This is a genomic window from Heliomicrobium sulfidophilum (genome assembly GCF_057715735.1).
The window spans coordinates 752084-766692 of sequence record NZ_JBVTZZ010000005.1 but is presented as its reverse complement, the minus strand read 5'-3'; the positions used below and the strand labels follow the sequence as shown (position 1 = coordinate 766692).

Sequence of the window (14609 nt, the reverse complement as noted above, 5' to 3'; positions counted from 1 at the left end):
ACAATCAATTTGCTTTCTTCTGGCAGGACCGGCACAATTCACGACCGTATTTCTTCATGGAATACTGTTGTTCCGCCGCCGATATTGGACCACCACATTCAGGACATAAAGAACCGCCGCCTGACGCGTCCTGTTGGCCTGTATTGGCCGCTTGATTTCCTGCACGACTATTTGTATTACCAGCGCCGTTTCGTGTCCCTGTGGCCGATTTTGGCGCTTCTGCCTTGCCGTTCATGTCGAACCTGACATTTCCGTTCCTATCCACAATGACCAGTTCCGAAACTTCACGCCTGTCGTTATAAGCGATATGTGACACTTCGAAACGCGTATTCGGATAGCACTTGTAGGCGTCTTTCTGGCCCTGTTTTTCGGTGTAATATTCGGAATCAGCAAGTTCGACATATATGAAGGGGGCGGTGTATAGTTCACGGCCGATCCCGACATTGAATCCAGCGCGCTTGAACGCGTCCGACGCCTGGCCTTTTTCCTTTTCGGTGTTGCTCTCGACGCCGACGTCCTGTTTTCTGATCCAGGCTTTCTTCGTGTCGTCCCATATGTCGATATTGCAGAACAGATTCCCGTTTATGACTTCGTGGGTTCTCTGCCAGTTACCAGGCCCGAAGACCTGGTCCAGAATTCGCATATCGACACGGGCGTCTTTGTAGATCAGGAGAACGGCGCCGACGCGGCCTGACTTGCTTTTGCTGACGCTTTGGACACGACATTCAACGTCTTCGGCGGTCAGCAATGGAATGTCAAACTGCTTCGTTTCCGCCATTTTCGGCCACCTTCCTTTCCTTGTAATAGTTGCAAAATTCACAAGCTGAACAATAATCAGCGCATTTCTTGTCTTCACCAGGGCGGACCTGAATTTCGTCGCCGCCATTTTCAGCCTTCCATTTTTCAGCTTCTTCCAGGCTATCAAGGACACGAAGGGCGGTTTTGCGGCCTTTCTTCATAACCGCGTATTTGTCGCCGCTGTTGAAGCGTTCTTCCGGTGTGCAAATTGGAAGGTCTTCGTCCGACAGCTTTTCGGCGGCCGCTATTTCGGCAAATCTGGCGGTCAGCCATTCTTCACATTCGGCGAAGTCTGCGTCGTTGAAGGTAAATTTAACAGTCTGAACGGGGAAGGGCGGATAATCAGCCTTGACCTTTGCGTCGCGTTTGCTGTGATCTTTCAGGAAGGCTACAATCTGGCCGCCCTGGGCGTCGAAGCCGATCTGGCGAAGCATGTAACAATAGATCAATGTCTGGCGGCGCCAGTCTTCGAAGTCGCCGAAGATTATCTTCCAGACGGAAGCTGTCTTGTAGTCGGTGACGATCTTTGTGTCGTCGTTGTACAGGTCAAACTGACCTGAAAGGACGTATCCGGCAAATGGGACTTTGATTCGTTCTTCCTTCAATTCGTTCCCATCTTCCTGGTGCTTTTCAAGAATCCCGTGGACGGCGGTTCCGAATAAAAGCCAGACCATGTCTGAAACGTCGCGTTCGATCTCTTTGTCATGGCGGCGTTCCAGGATCGTTTCTCTGACGCCTTTCAGAAGGGAAGTGACGCGGTATTCGTTCGGTTCATAGATATAGTCGCGCTGTGCCATGCTGACGAATGGGGAAGGAAGGTTCAGTTTATTCGTAATGATCACAGTTCAGCACCCCCTTCCTTGTCTGTCATGGCGGCGTTACGTTCGGCGACCAGCTTTTCAAGTTCAGCGACGCGCGCTTCGGCTTTGTCTGCGCGTTCGCGCTGGGTCTGATAATCCTTGAACCACATATCGGAAGTGGACTGTGCGTCTGCGGCCTTTTGTTTTAATTCCTGGTTTTCAACCAGAATATTGAAGATGAAAGCCTTTACGGCTTCGGTATCATAAAGATTTAACACTTGAATTTCCTCCTTTTTCCTGATAAAATTTGATAGGTTTAATTTTTTTCTTTAGGATCGTTGCGCTTTGTGGTGATTGCGTAACGGTCCTTTTCTATTGCTTCAACCGTGATGTGTTCTTCGCCCAGTAGAAGAAGGGCCTTGACGACCTGGGCGACCTGGACCGGCGAAAGCGTCTTCGGCTTGTACTTCATGCTTGTCCCTCCTTTCGGCGTATTCTTCGAATCCTCCGGCCAGGTATGTAAAGAGGACCCACAAAAACATAAACCCGAATGATCTGAATGTTCCTTCATGAAACGGGACGGTGTCGCATTCGACGGCGCCGACGGTTCCAATCATAAGGAAGAACATCAGGAAGGCTATCGCGCCGAATGCGTTTTTTCTATACTTCCGCCATGTTTTCATAGCGGACGCCATCCTTCTGCTTGTTGTTCGTCGGACTGCTTGTCCGCTTTTGCAGATTTTTTAGAGGGGACAACAATCCCCATTTTTGCGGCGCATACTTTACCGTAACCGATTGCGATATAATCAGGGTTTTTCAGGTGTCGGCCACAGCGGCCGCATTGCGTAGATTCTGACACGTTTATTCCTCCTTTCTTCTTGCGCGTTCGCGCTCCCATTTTTCGAATCGTTCCTTCACTTTAGGGTCTTTGAAGTATTCGGCCACCACGTAGATCAACGGCTGGGCCAGGCGTTCAAGTTGATAGTCTGGGATATTGATTGTCTGTGCTTGCCCCATGCGGTTTCCTCCTTATTTCGTTTTTCTGGCCGCTTCAAAGGCCGCCAGGTCTTCGGGCGTGATCCGGTATCCTTTACCGATCCTAATCGCTGGCAGTTTCTTTTCACGAATCCACGCCCAGACGGTGATCACTTTGACGCCGTATTTCTCGGCGACCTGTTCACAGGACAGGTATTTTTCCATTATTTGACCTCCTTTCACTTGACTATGCTTCGGTTTAGTTATATAATAAGGGTTGACGACGACCTTAATATAAGCTAAACCGAAACCGACGGAAACGGTTTTTCCGTAGGCTGTATTTTGTTTACCCTAATTTCATTGGGTTAACCTTATTATAATTCGGTTTACTTGTATTGTCAATAGGCTTTTCCGAATTTTTATAAGGTGGTGCGAATTTATGAAACCAGGCGAAAGACTTGTTCAAGTGGCAAAGGAAAAAGGGATTAACCAAAAGGAATTAGCTAAAAAATTAAACGTGTCGGCTTCGACTGTGTCAGATTGGGGAAGTGGAAAAACCGAACCGAAAGGGCCTAACCTTATCAAAGCGGCTGAAATTTTGGGTGTGTCTGTCGATTATCTTGCCAGTGGTGAAAATATTGGAGCAGGTAACGTGCATACGAACAACGGCGCAATCGGTCATTTTCATGCGCCGGTTACAATTTCAAACGGTTCAGAACGTCAACTTTCGGCCAATGAAATTGAGATTCTACGCGTATTTTCAAGTTTGGGAACAGCAGATCAGGCAAAAATCATAGTTTACGCGAACGAATTGAAAGAAAAACAGAAAAAATAAAAGACCGCCGAAGCGATCTGGAAGGGGGGCATATATCTATGTTTGGAAAAAATAAAAGTAAAGTCATTTCTGCATTTCATTATGAAGGCTTACCTGATTTCACAACAGATTATCCCTGTACGGTTGAAGTTGGAACTGACTCTATTGTTATTCAGCGAAAAAAGCCAGAAGTTACTGTTACTTTACCTTTTGACCGGTTATTAACAATAAGCCCTATGCAAGAAAAGGACTTTATGATGAAATATCATGGTCATTCTGACGTCAGAAAACTTTTGGGGTCAAAGAGACATTTCGTAGTTATTGAATACATATCACAGTCAGAGGAAAAGAAATATTTCGCTCTTTGGGCGCCAACACACCAAGCTATGGGATTAATAGGTCTTCAAAATATCAAGCAAGGCGACGCGTCGTCCACGTACACACTATGAACGCCATAATTTCCTTATACTTACCTGGAAGAAGGAAAATAAAAAAGACCGCTTATGCGGTCTGAAAGGGAGGTATATATGACAAGTGTAAAAAAGTTTGCAATTTATGCAATGCGTGCGGTTGGTGCTGTCTGGGTTTTATTCTGTGTAATAGGCGCGTCAGAAGTGGGATATGGATTTTTAATTGTTGCGATTCCTGGTCTAATTCCATACTTTATAAAAACGAATCCCGAAGCTGCAAAGTTAAAAATTGATCCTGTGACGCAACAACGAATCGCCCGTGAAAAGCAGATTTATTTTGAATCTGTTGAAATTATGAAAAACACAAAAAGTATTCAGACATTCCTTCAAAGGTATTCCGACGTAGAAAGGACGGCAATGAATATAATTTCCCTGTCAGGTGGTTCTGAACAATTCGATAATGTCGGCCTGTTTTGTGACCTTTTACCGAAAGTTATAGAAAAAGAAATGCAGTCGGCCCAGGAATTGAAAACAACAAAAGGCAGAAAAAACCGGTTGATGAAGATAATAAACACACTGGAAGAATTTGAAAGAGAAGACGAAAGCAAAATTGACGACGCAATTTCCACCCAAGAACATAGAATATTCCTGATATTAGAAGAAGGTGTTGACTGGTCAAAGGAGAAAACGCCGGATATTTCATTTACAAAGGAAAAAATCGAAAAGATGATTGATGAAAAGGCGGCGGAAATAATAAACGGGCATGGTGGTTCATTATGAATGCTGTAATCTATGCCAGATATTCGCCTGGCGGGGACCAGACAGATCAATCTATCGAAGGACAGCTTCGCGAATGCCGTGAATTTGCTGATCGAAATGATATAACTATCGTCGGCATTTATGCAGACCACGCCCTGACAGGAAGGAACGACCACAGGCCGGACTTCCTTCGCATGATCGCCGACAGTGAAAGTGGAAAGTTTGAAGCTGTGATTGTCTGGAAACTGGACCGATTCGCGCGAAATAGATATGACAGCGCAATCTATAAAGCGAAGCTGAAAAAGAACGGTGTAAAGGTCATATCCGCAAAGGAAAATATCACCGACAGTCCGGAAGGGATCATTCTTGAAGCCATGTTGGAAGGTATGGCCGAATACTATTCAGCGAACCTGGCACAGAATATAAAGCGCGGCATGAAGGAAAGCGCGCTGAAATGCCAGGTAACGGGCGGAAATATCGCGGCCGGCTATAAGATCGGACCGAATAAGGAATTTCTAATTGATCCGCCACAGGCCGCTATCGTAAAGGAAATATTTGTACGGTATGACAGCGGCCAGACTGTGACACAGATTATAAACGAATTGAACGGGCGTGGCCTTCGGACTTCGCGTGGAAAACAATTCGGTCCGAATAGCCTTCATACGATTTTGAGGAATGAAAAATATATCGGTGTTTATAAATGGAATGATGTTGTGATCGAAGGCGGTGTCCCTTCGATAATTGACAAGGCGCTTTTCATGCGTGTTCAGGAAAAGCTGGCCCTGAATAAGAAAGCGCCGGCAAGGGCGGCGGGGAAAGTGGATTATTTACTTTCAACAAAATTGTTCTGCGGCAAATGCGGAACTAATATGAACGGGGAAAGCGGGACCAGTAGAACGAAAGGCCGGAAATACCATTATTACAAATGTGCGAATGCCAAGCGTCGAAGGGGCTGTAAGAAAAAGCCGGTTCGGAAGGATTGGATCGAAGACCTTGTTGTCCTGGAAACAGTTCGCCGCGTGCTAATCGACGAAGTGATTGAAGCGATAGCCGACAAGGTGATTGAACTTCAAGGACGGGAACGGGACAAAAGCCTTCTTCATGCTCTGGAAATGGAATTGGAAGGCGTCAAGAAGTCGATCGCGAACCTGGTCAGGGCAGTCGAAGCCGGTATCTTTTCAGAATCCACACAGGCGCGCCTGGCTGAATTGGAAAAAGAGAAGAAGACCCTTGAAGGACGGATCACCCAGGAAGAAATAATCACGCCAAAGGTCACAAAGAACCAGGTGATTTTCTGGCTTGAACAATTCAAGGACGGCGACGTATATGATCTGGAATACAGAAAGAAGATTATTGACGTCTTCGTGAAGGCTGTTTTTGTATATGACGATCATATCACGATCACTTATAACTATATCGACGAAAGCGGGCGGCCACGTTCTGTCCAGGTAGACGGCGACAGCTTCCCGACTGATCCGGCGAAAGGTTCGACTTTGAAGTCTGACCCTCCACCAAAATTTCAAACCGCTTTATTTGGACGCCCTTGCTACGTCGAGTAGAAAGGGTGTTTTGTTTTAAAAAGCAGAAGAACACATTTGTGTTCTTGCAAGGAGAACGATTGGTGTTTGATGAAGCTCTTGACTGAGTATACCTCTTATGGAAAAATTATAATAAGAAGTATAAATGCAATGGAAAAACCAAAGTGAGGATGCGCGATGAAAAGATTCATTTTGCCGCTGCCGCTGTTGCTATTGCTGGGTTTATTATGTTTCACAGCAGGTTGTGCTAGCGGAAAGACCAAAGACGAGCCGGATATACGCGTCAGTTTCGTTGCCGCTGATTTAACTGACGAGGAATACGCTTATGTAGGGACAAAAATGGTAGAGAATCCATCGAAGAATGATTTTAAGAAGATGGTCTTTACAGTCCATGTCAACGATTCCCCAAAAACAACAGACCGAAAAATCGACGTGCCTCCACTGAAAGAAGCGGTCAATGCCAATGACAGAGAACGTTATTGGTTTGGAAAGCAATATAGTCGAGACAATCAGGAAGAAAATGATGCCGAATACATTCAGGAATTTGTGTTCTATGCGAAAGGGCTTGACGAACAGACGATCAGGAACCTTTTTCGCTCATCGGAAGTGCGCGTATCCTGGGCGACTGCCAGCGGCGAGCGGAGGGAGAAGACTTTCCCGTTAGGAGGTGTCCTGATGTTTTCCAGAGAAACCAACGCTTTCACGCGCTAAAAAAGCTGATGATACAACCTAACGTCAATTACATTCGTATCAATTTGTCTGTACAGGGCGTCGGCAGTCTTTATGGACTCCCTTAATGCATCGACTTCCACAGCCGCAGTCCGAGACCGTTCGGCGTCTTCAGCTTTTCGAAGGCGATCAGCGCGTCGCCGTTGCGGAAACGGTAGTCCAGTTCGCCGTAGTAAACGGTGGCATCTCCGCCGCGCGGCACATAGGCGACCGGCCGGGAGTGGTGGTTTTGTTCCACGATCTCCACGTCTGTTCTCGATGCGGCCTGGTGGACGATGGTGGAGGCGAAGCAGATGCCGCCGCCCTGCTCCTGGACGAAGCGGTTGTCGATAAGCGACATGCCCGTGATAAAGCCGCGCTCTCCTGTCCGAGGCCCTACGGCGTCGTTGAAGGAGAAGGTTTCGTTCGCCTTCAGGACATAGCCGTCCAGGTGGTCGAGGGCCGTGGCGGCGTTCCGTCCCCCATTGTAGCTGACATGGGTGAGTGGGAGCACCACCTCGGAGGCGATCACCCAGGAGGGGATGGCGACGGTCGCTTCAGCGCCATCGAGGATCGCTGACGCGATTCGTTCCAAGCCGCCTTCGCGGAGCCGGAGATTTTTTGGCAGCATATCGGCGAAGAGGACGGCCGTTTGCCGGGCGATCCCGGGATCCAGGGTTGGGAGGTAGGACCACTTGCCCGGCGACAGGTAATCGGCGCCGGCGCCGGGGACGAAAGTGAAGGTCTCTTTTCCGATGAGGAAGGTGATCGTTCCTGCTTTCGGTGTTTTTTCTGATGGTTGACTTTGCGTCGACGCGGACGCCGGTCCTGCCCCAGTCGGTGGAACGTATGCTTCCGTCCCAGTCAGGCTGACAGACTGCAATCCATGCAAGATGAGGGTGCAGGTCGCCATGGCTGCGTACAGAACGGCTCGGCGCGCGAGCATGTTCAAGGTGAATCGACCTCCGTGAAAAAAGGCCTTGCGAATCAGCAAGACCTTTTGGTGAATATTAGTGAATCCATCCTACTGTAATGTCTATTCGCCGCTGTTTCGCTTTAGAAGCCCCTTGTTGCAGCCAATGGGCTATCGGCAGCCCTATCGCTTAATCTGCCAGCTGTTACGCCTTTTTCGCTAACCCAAAAGGAAAGCCGTCATAGCGAGCCGAATAAATATCTTTTGTACGAGACAAAAAGCCGTTGCACCGATCAACAGTCGCAACGACCTTTCTGAAAAAGCTTAAGTCCAGCAACAAAGGTGGGTCACGTTGGATAACAAAGACACAATCACCGCGCTGACAGCGGGAACGGCCGGCGGCGCGTTCTGCCTTGTGGCCGGCATCGACGCTGGCTCAACGGCGGTCAAGGTGGTCCTCGATGATGGACAACGCTGCGGTTTTTGGCAGCGCCCCTCCGGCTGGAGTCCCGGCGAGACGGCTCGGGAATTGCTCCAGGAGGCATTAACAGCCTGGGGGAGAAAAAAGGAGGATGTCGCCCATATCTGCGGCACTGGGTACGGGCGGGTCAATCTGCCCTTCCTCGACTCGGCGGTCACGGAGATCGCCTGCCATGCCCGGGGAGCGTGGCACCTCCGCCCTGGCGTGTCGCTCGTCATCGATATCGGTGGCCAGGATGCCAAGGGGATTCTGGTCGGATCCACTGGTCGTGTCATTGATTTTGTCATGAATGATAAATGCGCCGCCGGGACAGGCCGCTTTTTGGCGGTCATGGCCCATGCTCTAGGGATGGAGGTGGCCGAGATGGGCGCCTTGGCGTTGGGGCAAGGGGGATTTGAGGCCCAGCCGATCAACGCCATGTGCACCGTTTTCGCCGAATCGGAAGTTATCGGGTTGCTCAACCAGGGTGTCGACCGGCGGGCGATCATCGCTGGTCTGCACCAGTCGGTGGCCCGCCGCGTGTCGGCCATGGTGGCCCGCCTCGGTTCATCTGGGCCGGTCCTGTTTACCGGCGGCGTGGCCCGCAATGGCGGAGTCCGCGCAGCTTTGGAAAAGGAAATGGGCTGTCCGGTGGAAGTGAACGAGCAGTCGCCCTTCGCCGGCGCCATCGGCGCCGCCCTGATCGCCCGGGAAAAGGCGGCCGGCGGAAGACAAAGCTGAATACTGCGCAAGAGAAGTGCAATTGAAGCGAAATGAATGAGATATGAATACAGAGAAGAGGAGAGATCCACCATGACCGTAATCGCCGAAGAACGCCCCTACGCCATGGCCTTTTTTGATGTGGCCATCCCCAAGGCGGCCGGCTCGATCGTGGAGCAAAAGCAACAAGGCAAAAAGGTGATGGGCCACTACTGTGTCTTTGCGCCTCAGGAGTTGGCCATGGCGGCCGGAGCCGTCCCGGTCGCCCTTTGCGCCACCAAGGAAGAACCCATCGCTGATGGCGAAAAGGTGCTGCCCCGCAACTTCTGTCCCCTGATCAAATCTTCCTACGGCTTTGCCATCACCGACAAGTGCCCCTTTTTCCTCCATTCGGACCTGGTCATGGGCGAGACGACCTGTGACGGCAAGAAGAAGATGTTCGAACTGATGGGCAAGTTCAAACCTATGCACGTCATGAGTCTCCCGGCAGGGAGCAAGAGCGAGGCTGACCGCAACTACTGGATGGCTGAGATGGAGCGAGCCAAAGGCGCCCTGGAGGAGTTCTTCCAGACGACCATCACCGACGAGGCCCTGGCGGAAGCGATCAGGGAACTGAATGCCGAGCGTCAGCTCATGCAGCGCCTCGCCGGCTACCTCAAGCACGACCCCGTTCCTCTCTCCGGTCAAGACCTGCTGAAGGTGCTCTGGTCGAGAAACTTCTGCTTTGATCGCGCCGCCTTTGCCGAACGGGTGGAGGAACTGATGGCCGAGCTGGACGAGCGGATCGCCCAAGGCGTCGGCGCCGCCGCCCAGGGGGCCAAGCGGATCATCGTCACCGGCGTCCCCACCGGTGTCGGCACAGAGAAGGTCATCCGCATCATCGAAGAATCGGGTGCCGCCGTCGTCTTCCTGGAGAACTGCGCCGGCATGAAGCAGTTCCTCGTCACCGTCGATGAGACAAAACCGCCCCTCGAAGCGATCGGCGAGAAGTATTTGGCCACCCCTTGTTCCTGCATGAGCCCTAACACGGATCGCCTGGACCTGCTCGTCCGCCTCGTCGACGAGTACAAGGCCGACGGCGTCGTCGACATCACCTGGCAGGGCTGCCATACCTACAACGTAGAATCGCGCATGGTCCGCGACTACCTGCGGGAGCAGCGCCATATCCCCGTCCTACACATTGAGACAGACTACTCGGAAGGCGACAGCCAGCAGATCCGCACGCGGGTGCAAGCCTACCTGGAGATGCTCGGCGGGGTGTAAAGGCGCGACTACTCCGAGGGGAAAGTAAAACCGCAATTCCCTTTCCAACTGCTGTTGGGAGGAATTGCGGTTTTTTTATTTTTCAAAAAAACAAGTCAAATAAAAAGTTTAATGTATGTGCTAGATGTGCTATCGAAATTTTAAGTTTCCATTAAGCCTTCACTTGAGGAAAAGGGAATACCATGGTAAGCGTCGTAATTGTAATTACAATCACAATTGGAAAGGGTGAGTGGCGATGAAAAGTATCAAGTCATTGTTAGTGGGGTTTACCCTCTTGCTTACCGTGGCGATTTTTGCCGTTCAAACAGCTATCAGTTTTATGTACACCAAGGATAACGTCGATGCATCAGCGCTGTCGCGCATGCGTTTGCAGACGGAGATGGAGGCGGCCCGGTTGGAGTCGCAAATCGCCATCACCGGCGCTATGAGCCAAACCATCGCCAACGATGTGGGCGCTTTAGGTCCCCAACATAGTGAGAGCTTGTTGAACATGGCTCGGGAACACCTGAGGAGCCTGCCCATGAGTGTCGGCGCAGGATTTTGGCTAGAACCAGGCGCCTATCCGGAGAAAGGCACGTACTTCGGCCCCTACCTCTATAAAGAGGGCAATGAGATTAAACTGACTTGGGACTATAGCAACGCTGAGTTTGATTATCATCAATACGACTGGTATAAAGACGGCATGAACAGCCCCGGCGGAGCCGTCTGGAGCGAGCCCTATGTGGACACGGTGACAGGTGTTCCCATGATTACCGCCAGTCATCCTATCCGTTTGGCAGGGAAGAGGATCGGGGTGACTACTGTCGATATTGGCTTGAAGGAACTGACTGAAGCGGTGCGGCAGATTCGCGTCGGCCAGGAAGGCCGCGCATTTATAATAACCCAGCAGGGCTTTTACCTAGCCCACTCCGATGAGAGTAAGAACCTAAAAGATAAAATCCTCGATGAGCAGGATCCCCGGTTGCAGCAGTTTGGAAAACAGGTTGTGGAAGCCAAAGAAGTCGGGTTGGCTTACCTGACGATAAACGGGGTGGCCCAGCATGCCGTTTTTGTGCCGATCGGCAACACAGGGATGAAGCTTGTGTCCGCCATTCCGGAAGCGGAAGTCAATGCGCCGGCGAAACGGTTGCTCTGGACGAACCTCTCCATTTTCCTGCTGGCCGTAGCCCTCTTTGCCCTACTGATGTATCTGCTGATCGAGCGACGTGTGGCCCGTCCGCTGCGACACCTGAAAGAACAGGCAGAACGCGTTGCCCAGGGCGATTTGTCGGTGGCGAAAAACGAAGTTGTTTCTCAAGACGAGTTTGGCCAGTTGGCCCAGTCTTTCGCCACAATGACTGTCAACCTGCGCGGCATCGTCAGCCAGGTGATGGCAGAGTCAAAACAACTGGACGAATCGTCCTGTCACCTGACCGAATCGGCCAACCAGGTGGGTGAGGCGGCGACACAACTCGCCGAAGCTGTCGGAGGGTTGGCGGAAGGCGCCGGCAAACAGGTGGCGGAGGTCGCCCGTTTTCGCGACCATGTGCGAGCCAGCGAATTGCATGTCCATGAGGGGGAAGCGGCCTCACAGACCTTGGCGCAGGATGCCCGCCAATCGACGGCGGCAGCAGCCCAGTGCCACGACACCATCGAAAAAGCGTCCCAGCACCTCCAAGGCGTCAGTCAGTCCGTCGACGCCAGCACGGCGGCGATTCGCCGGCTCAACGGGCTATCCGAGGAAATTGGGGTGATCACCACCTCCATCACCGACATTGCCGAGCAGACGAATCTGCTCGCCTTGAACGCTGCCATTGAAGCGGCGAGAGCCGGCGAGCATGGGCGCGGTTTCCACATCGTCGCCGATGAAGTGCGCAAGCTGGCCGAGGAATCGGCCCGAGCAGCGGCTCAAATCACGAGCCTTGTCAGCAACATGCAGCAGGAGACCTCGGGCACGGTCGATTTGATGAACGCCAACGTGACTTCGATCGGCGAGCAGGTGGGCCTGATCCGGCAAGGGGCCGCAGCGTTGGAGCAGGTCATCGGTTCGGCCATGCGCACAGAGGGCAGCGTTCGTCAGATGCAGGAAGCCGTCAGTTTGATCTCTGCCTCCGTGAAAGCGATGAATGCGTCGGCCGGGGTGATTGAAGGGGTGGCCGGCGAGTTTTCGGCCCTTTCGCAACAACTGGCTGCCTCTACGCAGGAGCAGGCGGCTGTGGCTGAGGAAATGGCCGAACGCAGCAGCCAGCTCAGCCAGTCCTCGCAATCGCTCCAAGAAAAAGCCAAACAATTTCGCCTTGACCCCTAGAGCGCCCTTGTCAGGCTAGACAAGGCCTCCATTTCTGCGCCGAAGTGCTTCGAGATCGAGCAGCGGCTGTCTGAAATCCTTGACATCCCTGTCTTTCACGACCGGCACGGGACGGACATCGTCTCCCTGGCAAGCCTCGTACCCGAGGCGGAGTTGTCGGCAGAGGTGACATCGGTAATCACCCGGGCTGTCGATGAGGTGGCGCGGCGCACCGGCGTGACGAGACCGACTCCCCCTGGGACAGGCGAGGAGGAGAAAAAACAGATTGACAAGCAAAGTTTGTGCTTGTTATACTCAAGCGCGTGACAACCAAATAGGGACTTCTTATCAAGAGATGGCTGAGGGACTGGCCCGATGACGCCCGGCAACCGGTTATGAATAACACGGTGCCAATTCCTGCGGGATGCGACGCATCCTGGGAGATAAGGAGGGGAATAAGCGTGCGCAAAACCTCTTCTTGTCGAAGAGGTTTTTTGTTTTGTTCTATCATTTTTCTCGTGTCACCGAGGTTTTTCATGTTACCGAAGTTTTTTCACATCACTGAAACGAGGAGAAACCCATGATCGAAATCCGCAACCTGAAAAAAGTCTTTCCCACCGCCGGGGGCCCCTTCACAGCCATCGACGGGATCAACCTCACCATCCCTAAGGGGAAGATCTACGGCATCATCGGGCCGAGCGGCGCCGGCAAGAGCACCCTCATTCGCACGATCAACATGCTGGAGCGGCCCAGCGAGGGCAGCGTCATCATCGCCGGCGAGGACATCACCCGCTTTGACGATGGCCGCCTGCGCGCGCTCCGCCAGCAGATCGGCATGATCTTTCAGCACTTCAACTTGCTCACCTCCCGCACCGTCGGCGAGAACATCGCCTTCCCGCTGGAGATCGCCGGCATGGACAAAGGGCAGATCCGGGCGCGGGTGAAGGAGTTGCTGCCCCTCGTCGGGCTGGAAGACAAGGAAGACACCTATGTGGCCCATCTGAGCGGCGGGCAGAAGCAACGCGTCGGTATCGCCAGGGCGCTGGCCAACCACCCGAAGATCCTGCTCTGCGACGAGGCCACTTCGGCCCTCGATCCCCAGACGACTAAGTCTATCCTGCGCCTGATCGCCGACATCAACCGGCGCTTCCACCTGACCGTCGTCCTGATCACCCATGAGATGCAGGTCATCCAGGAGATCTGCGACGAGGTGGCCTTCATCGAAGGCGGCAGGATCATCGAGGCCGGCCCGGTGCGCGAGGTCTTCACCAACCCCCGTTCTCCTGTCGTCAAGGAATTCGTCCGGGGCGCCCGGGAAGGGGGAGACGACGCCAACATCCTCTTCGGGAACATCGACACCGTCCGCGAGACACCCTGCGGCACGCTGCTGCTGGAACTGACCGGCGAAGCGGTCAAGGTCGACGAGGCGCTTGCTTATATTCGCTCCCGCGATGTAAAGGTGGAGGTGATCGACCGTGAATGAGGCATACCTACTGGCGACCTGGGAGACCTTCTACATGGTCATCGCGGCGACAGGTCTTTCGACGCTCCTCGGCATTCCCTTGGGCATCCTCCTGGTCGTCACGGAAAAGGGCGGCGTTCTGCCCAACCGGCTCGTCAACGGCTTCCTCGCTATCGCCGTCAACATTTTCCGTTCCATCCCCTTCATCATCCTGCTGGTGGCCATCCTGCCCCTGACCAAGTTGCTCGTGGGCAGCCGCATCGGCACCCAGGCTGCCATCGTCCCCCTCACCGTCGCCGCCATCCCCTTTGTAGCCCGCATCATCGAAGCCTCCCTCAAAGAGGTCGACAAGGGCATCATCGAAGCGGCCCGCGCCATGGGGGCGACACCGGGACAAATTATCGGCAAGGTGCTCCTGCCGGAAGCGCTCCCCGGCCTGCTGCTGGGGATCATCATCACCTTTGTCACCTTGATCGGCTATTCGGCCATGGCCGGCGCGGTGGGAGGAGGTGGTTTGGGCGATTTGGCGATCCGAGAAGGCTATATGCGCAACAACGGCGATGTGACCTGGGTGACGGTCGTAGTACTGGTGGCCATGGTGCAAATCTTTCAGAGCCTCGGCGACTGGCTCACCGGGCGGATCCGCAAGCGCCGCGGGCTGGTATAAACGCTGACAAAAAAGACGAGAAACGCAACCAATATCACAGCAATAAACAAATAAGG

The 14609-nt window shown here is 52.7% G+C and carries 18 protein-coding genes and 1 riboswitch; of the genes, 10 read left to right on the top strand and 8 right to left on the bottom strand.

All coding sequences use genetic code 11. The features are described 5' to 3' along the window. Nucleotides 1-4: 4 nt before the first annotated feature. The 7 genes from AC0CW1_RS09355 to AC0CW1_RS09325 form a co-directional block, all read right to left on the bottom strand. Complete coding sequence (locus AC0CW1_RS09355; RefSeq protein ID WP_320405042.1) at nucleotides 5-778, bottom strand: hypothetical protein; 774 nt, start codon at nucleotides 776-778, stop codon at nucleotides 5-7. Then, nucleotides 756-1640 carry a PD-(D/E)XK nuclease family protein gene (locus AC0CW1_RS09350; protein WP_488182798.1) on the bottom strand — a complete coding sequence of 295 codons (885 nt, stop codon included), beginning with the start codon at nucleotides 1638-1640 and terminating at the stop codon, nucleotides 756-758. The genes AC0CW1_RS09355 and AC0CW1_RS09350 overlap by 23 nt, the downstream gene beginning before the upstream one ends. Next, nucleotides 1637-1876 (bottom strand): hypothetical protein, encoded by a 240-nt coding sequence (locus AC0CW1_RS09345; protein ID WP_488182797.1) that lies wholly within the window; start codon nucleotides 1874-1876, stop codon nucleotides 1637-1639. The genes AC0CW1_RS09350 and AC0CW1_RS09345 overlap by 4 nt, the downstream gene beginning before the upstream one ends. A gap of 38 nt (nucleotides 1877-1914) precedes the next feature. Next, complete coding sequence (locus AC0CW1_RS09340) at nucleotides 1915-2070, bottom strand: hypothetical protein (protein WP_488182796.1); 156 nt, start codon at nucleotides 2068-2070, stop codon at nucleotides 1915-1917. Nucleotides 2071-2277: 207 nt separating this feature from the next. After that, nucleotides 2278-2457, bottom strand: coding sequence for a DUF6011 domain-containing protein (locus AC0CW1_RS09335; RefSeq protein WP_488182795.1), 180 nt, complete (start codon nucleotides 2455-2457; stop codon nucleotides 2278-2280). A gap of 2 nt (nucleotides 2458-2459) precedes the next feature. Continuing rightward, on the bottom strand, nucleotides 2460-2615 hold the full coding sequence (locus AC0CW1_RS09330; protein WP_488182794.1) for a hypothetical protein: 156 nt from the start codon (nucleotides 2613-2615) through the stop codon (nucleotides 2460-2462). A gap of 12 nt (nucleotides 2616-2627) precedes the next feature. Then, complete coding sequence (locus tag AC0CW1_RS09325) at nucleotides 2628-2798, bottom strand: helix-turn-helix domain-containing protein (RefSeq protein ID WP_320405035.1); 171 nt, start codon at nucleotides 2796-2798, stop codon at nucleotides 2628-2630. Nucleotides 2799-3012: 214 nt separating this feature from the next. Here AC0CW1_RS09325 and AC0CW1_RS09320 point away from each other — a divergent pair, with 214 nt between their 5' ends. The 5 genes from AC0CW1_RS09320 (at nucleotide 3013) to AC0CW1_RS09300 (ending at nucleotide 6805) form a co-directional block, all read left to right on the top strand. After that, nucleotides 3013-3408: a helix-turn-helix domain-containing protein gene (locus AC0CW1_RS09320; RefSeq protein ID WP_488182793.1), complete on the top strand. Its 396-nt coding sequence runs from the start codon at nucleotides 3013-3015 to the stop codon at nucleotides 3406-3408. 38 nt (nucleotides 3409-3446) lie between these two features. Next, on the top strand, nucleotides 3447-3836 hold the full coding sequence (locus AC0CW1_RS09315; protein WP_488182792.1) for a hypothetical protein: 390 nt from the start codon (nucleotides 3447-3449) through the stop codon (nucleotides 3834-3836). Between the two features lie 78 nt (nucleotides 3837-3914). After that, complete coding sequence (locus tag AC0CW1_RS09310) at nucleotides 3915-4577, top strand: hypothetical protein (protein ID WP_488182791.1); 663 nt, start codon at nucleotides 3915-3917, stop codon at nucleotides 4575-4577. Further along, the gene (locus AC0CW1_RS09305) at nucleotides 4574-6115 is read left to right on the top strand and encodes a recombinase family protein (protein ID WP_488182790.1); all 1542 of its coding nucleotides are present in this window, start codon (nucleotides 4574-4576) and stop codon (nucleotides 6113-6115) included. The genes AC0CW1_RS09310 and AC0CW1_RS09305 overlap by 4 nt, the downstream gene beginning before the upstream one ends. A gap of 156 nt (nucleotides 6116-6271) precedes the next feature. Next, nucleotides 6272-6805 (top strand): hypothetical protein, encoded by a 534-nt coding sequence (locus AC0CW1_RS09300; protein WP_488182789.1) that lies wholly within the window; start codon nucleotides 6272-6274, stop codon nucleotides 6803-6805. 82 nt (nucleotides 6806-6887) lie between these two features. Here AC0CW1_RS09300 and AC0CW1_RS09295 read toward each other — a convergent pair whose 3' ends face one another. Beyond that, nucleotides 6888-7748, bottom strand: coding sequence for a VanW family protein (locus tag AC0CW1_RS09295; protein WP_488184123.1), 861 nt, complete (start codon nucleotides 7746-7748; stop codon nucleotides 6888-6890). A 319-nt stretch (nucleotides 7749-8067) separates the two neighbouring features. Here AC0CW1_RS09295 and AC0CW1_RS09290 point away from each other — a divergent pair, with 319 nt between their 5' ends. The 5 genes from AC0CW1_RS09290 to AC0CW1_RS09270 all read left to right on the top strand — a co-directional run bounded on the left by AC0CW1_RS09290 (nucleotide 8068) and on the right by AC0CW1_RS09270 (nucleotide 14553). Then, the gene (locus AC0CW1_RS09290) at nucleotides 8068-8916 is read left to right on the top strand and encodes an acyl-CoA dehydratase activase (RefSeq protein WP_488182788.1); all 849 of its coding nucleotides are present in this window, start codon (nucleotides 8068-8070) and stop codon (nucleotides 8914-8916) included. A gap of 72 nt (nucleotides 8917-8988) precedes the next feature. Further along, the gene (locus AC0CW1_RS09285; protein WP_488182787.1) at nucleotides 8989-10158 is read left to right on the top strand and encodes a double-cubane-cluster-containing anaerobic reductase; all 1170 of its coding nucleotides are present in this window, start codon (nucleotides 8989-8991) and stop codon (nucleotides 10156-10158) included. A gap of 235 nt (nucleotides 10159-10393) precedes the next feature. Further along, nucleotides 10394-12445, top strand: a complete 2052-nt coding sequence (locus tag AC0CW1_RS09280; protein WP_488182786.1) for a methyl-accepting chemotaxis protein — start codon at nucleotides 10394-10396, stop codon at nucleotides 12443-12445. A 321-nt stretch (nucleotides 12446-12766) separates the two neighbouring features. After that, nucleotides 12767-12874, top strand: a riboswitch (SAM riboswitch). A 130-nt stretch (nucleotides 12875-13004) separates the two neighbouring features. Beyond that, nucleotides 13005-13907: a methionine ABC transporter ATP-binding protein gene (locus AC0CW1_RS09275; RefSeq protein WP_488182785.1), complete on the top strand. Its 903-nt coding sequence runs from the start codon at nucleotides 13005-13007 to the stop codon at nucleotides 13905-13907. After that, on the top strand, nucleotides 13900-14553 hold the full coding sequence (locus AC0CW1_RS09270; RefSeq protein ID WP_488182784.1) for a methionine ABC transporter permease: 654 nt from the start codon (nucleotides 13900-13902) through the stop codon (nucleotides 14551-14553). The genes AC0CW1_RS09275 and AC0CW1_RS09270 overlap by 8 nt, the downstream gene beginning before the upstream one ends. Nucleotides 14554-14609 lie beyond the last annotated feature (56 nt).

Coding starts and splice junctions, on each gene's coding strand:
- AC0CW1_RS09355 (WP_320405042.1), bottom strand. CDS start 778: ATGGCGGAAACGAAGCAGTTTGACATTCCATTGCTGACCGCCGAAGAC.
- AC0CW1_RS09340 (WP_488182796.1), bottom strand. CDS start 2,070: ATGAAGTACAAGCCGAAGACGCTTTCGCCGGTCCAGGTCGCCCAGGTC.
- AC0CW1_RS09330 (WP_488182794.1), bottom strand. CDS start 2,615: ATGGGGCAAGCACAGACAATCAATATCCCAGACTATCAACTTGAACGC.
- AC0CW1_RS09325 (WP_320405035.1), bottom strand. CDS start 2,798: ATGGAAAAATACCTGTCCTGTGAACAGGTCGCCGAGAAATACGGCGTC.
- AC0CW1_RS09320 (WP_488182793.1), top strand. CDS start 3,013: ATGAAACCAGGCGAAAGACTTGTTCAAGTGGCAAAGGAAAAAGGGATT.
- AC0CW1_RS09315 (WP_488182792.1), top strand. CDS start 3,447: ATGTTTGGAAAAAATAAAAGTAAAGTCATTTCTGCATTTCATTATGAA.
- AC0CW1_RS09310 (WP_488182791.1), top strand. CDS start 3,915: ATGACAAGTGTAAAAAAGTTTGCAATTTATGCAATGCGTGCGGTTGGT.
- AC0CW1_RS09305 (WP_488182790.1), top strand. CDS start 4,574: ATGAATGCTGTAATCTATGCCAGATATTCGCCTGGCGGGGACCAGACA.
- AC0CW1_RS09300 (WP_488182789.1), top strand. CDS start 6,272: ATGAAAAGATTCATTTTGCCGCTGCCGCTGTTGCTATTGCTGGGTTTA.
- AC0CW1_RS09295 (WP_488184123.1), bottom strand. CDS start 7,748: ATGCTCGCGCGCCGAGCCGTTCTGTACGCAGCCATGGCGACCTGCACC.
- AC0CW1_RS09285 (WP_488182787.1), top strand. CDS start 8,989: ATGACCGTAATCGCCGAAGAACGCCCCTACGCCATGGCCTTTTTTGAT.
- AC0CW1_RS09280 (WP_488182786.1), top strand. CDS start 10,394: ATGAAAAGTATCAAGTCATTGTTAGTGGGGTTTACCCTCTTGCTTACC.
- AC0CW1_RS09275 (WP_488182785.1), top strand. CDS start 13,005: ATGATCGAAATCCGCAACCTGAAAAAAGTCTTTCCCACCGCCGGGGGC.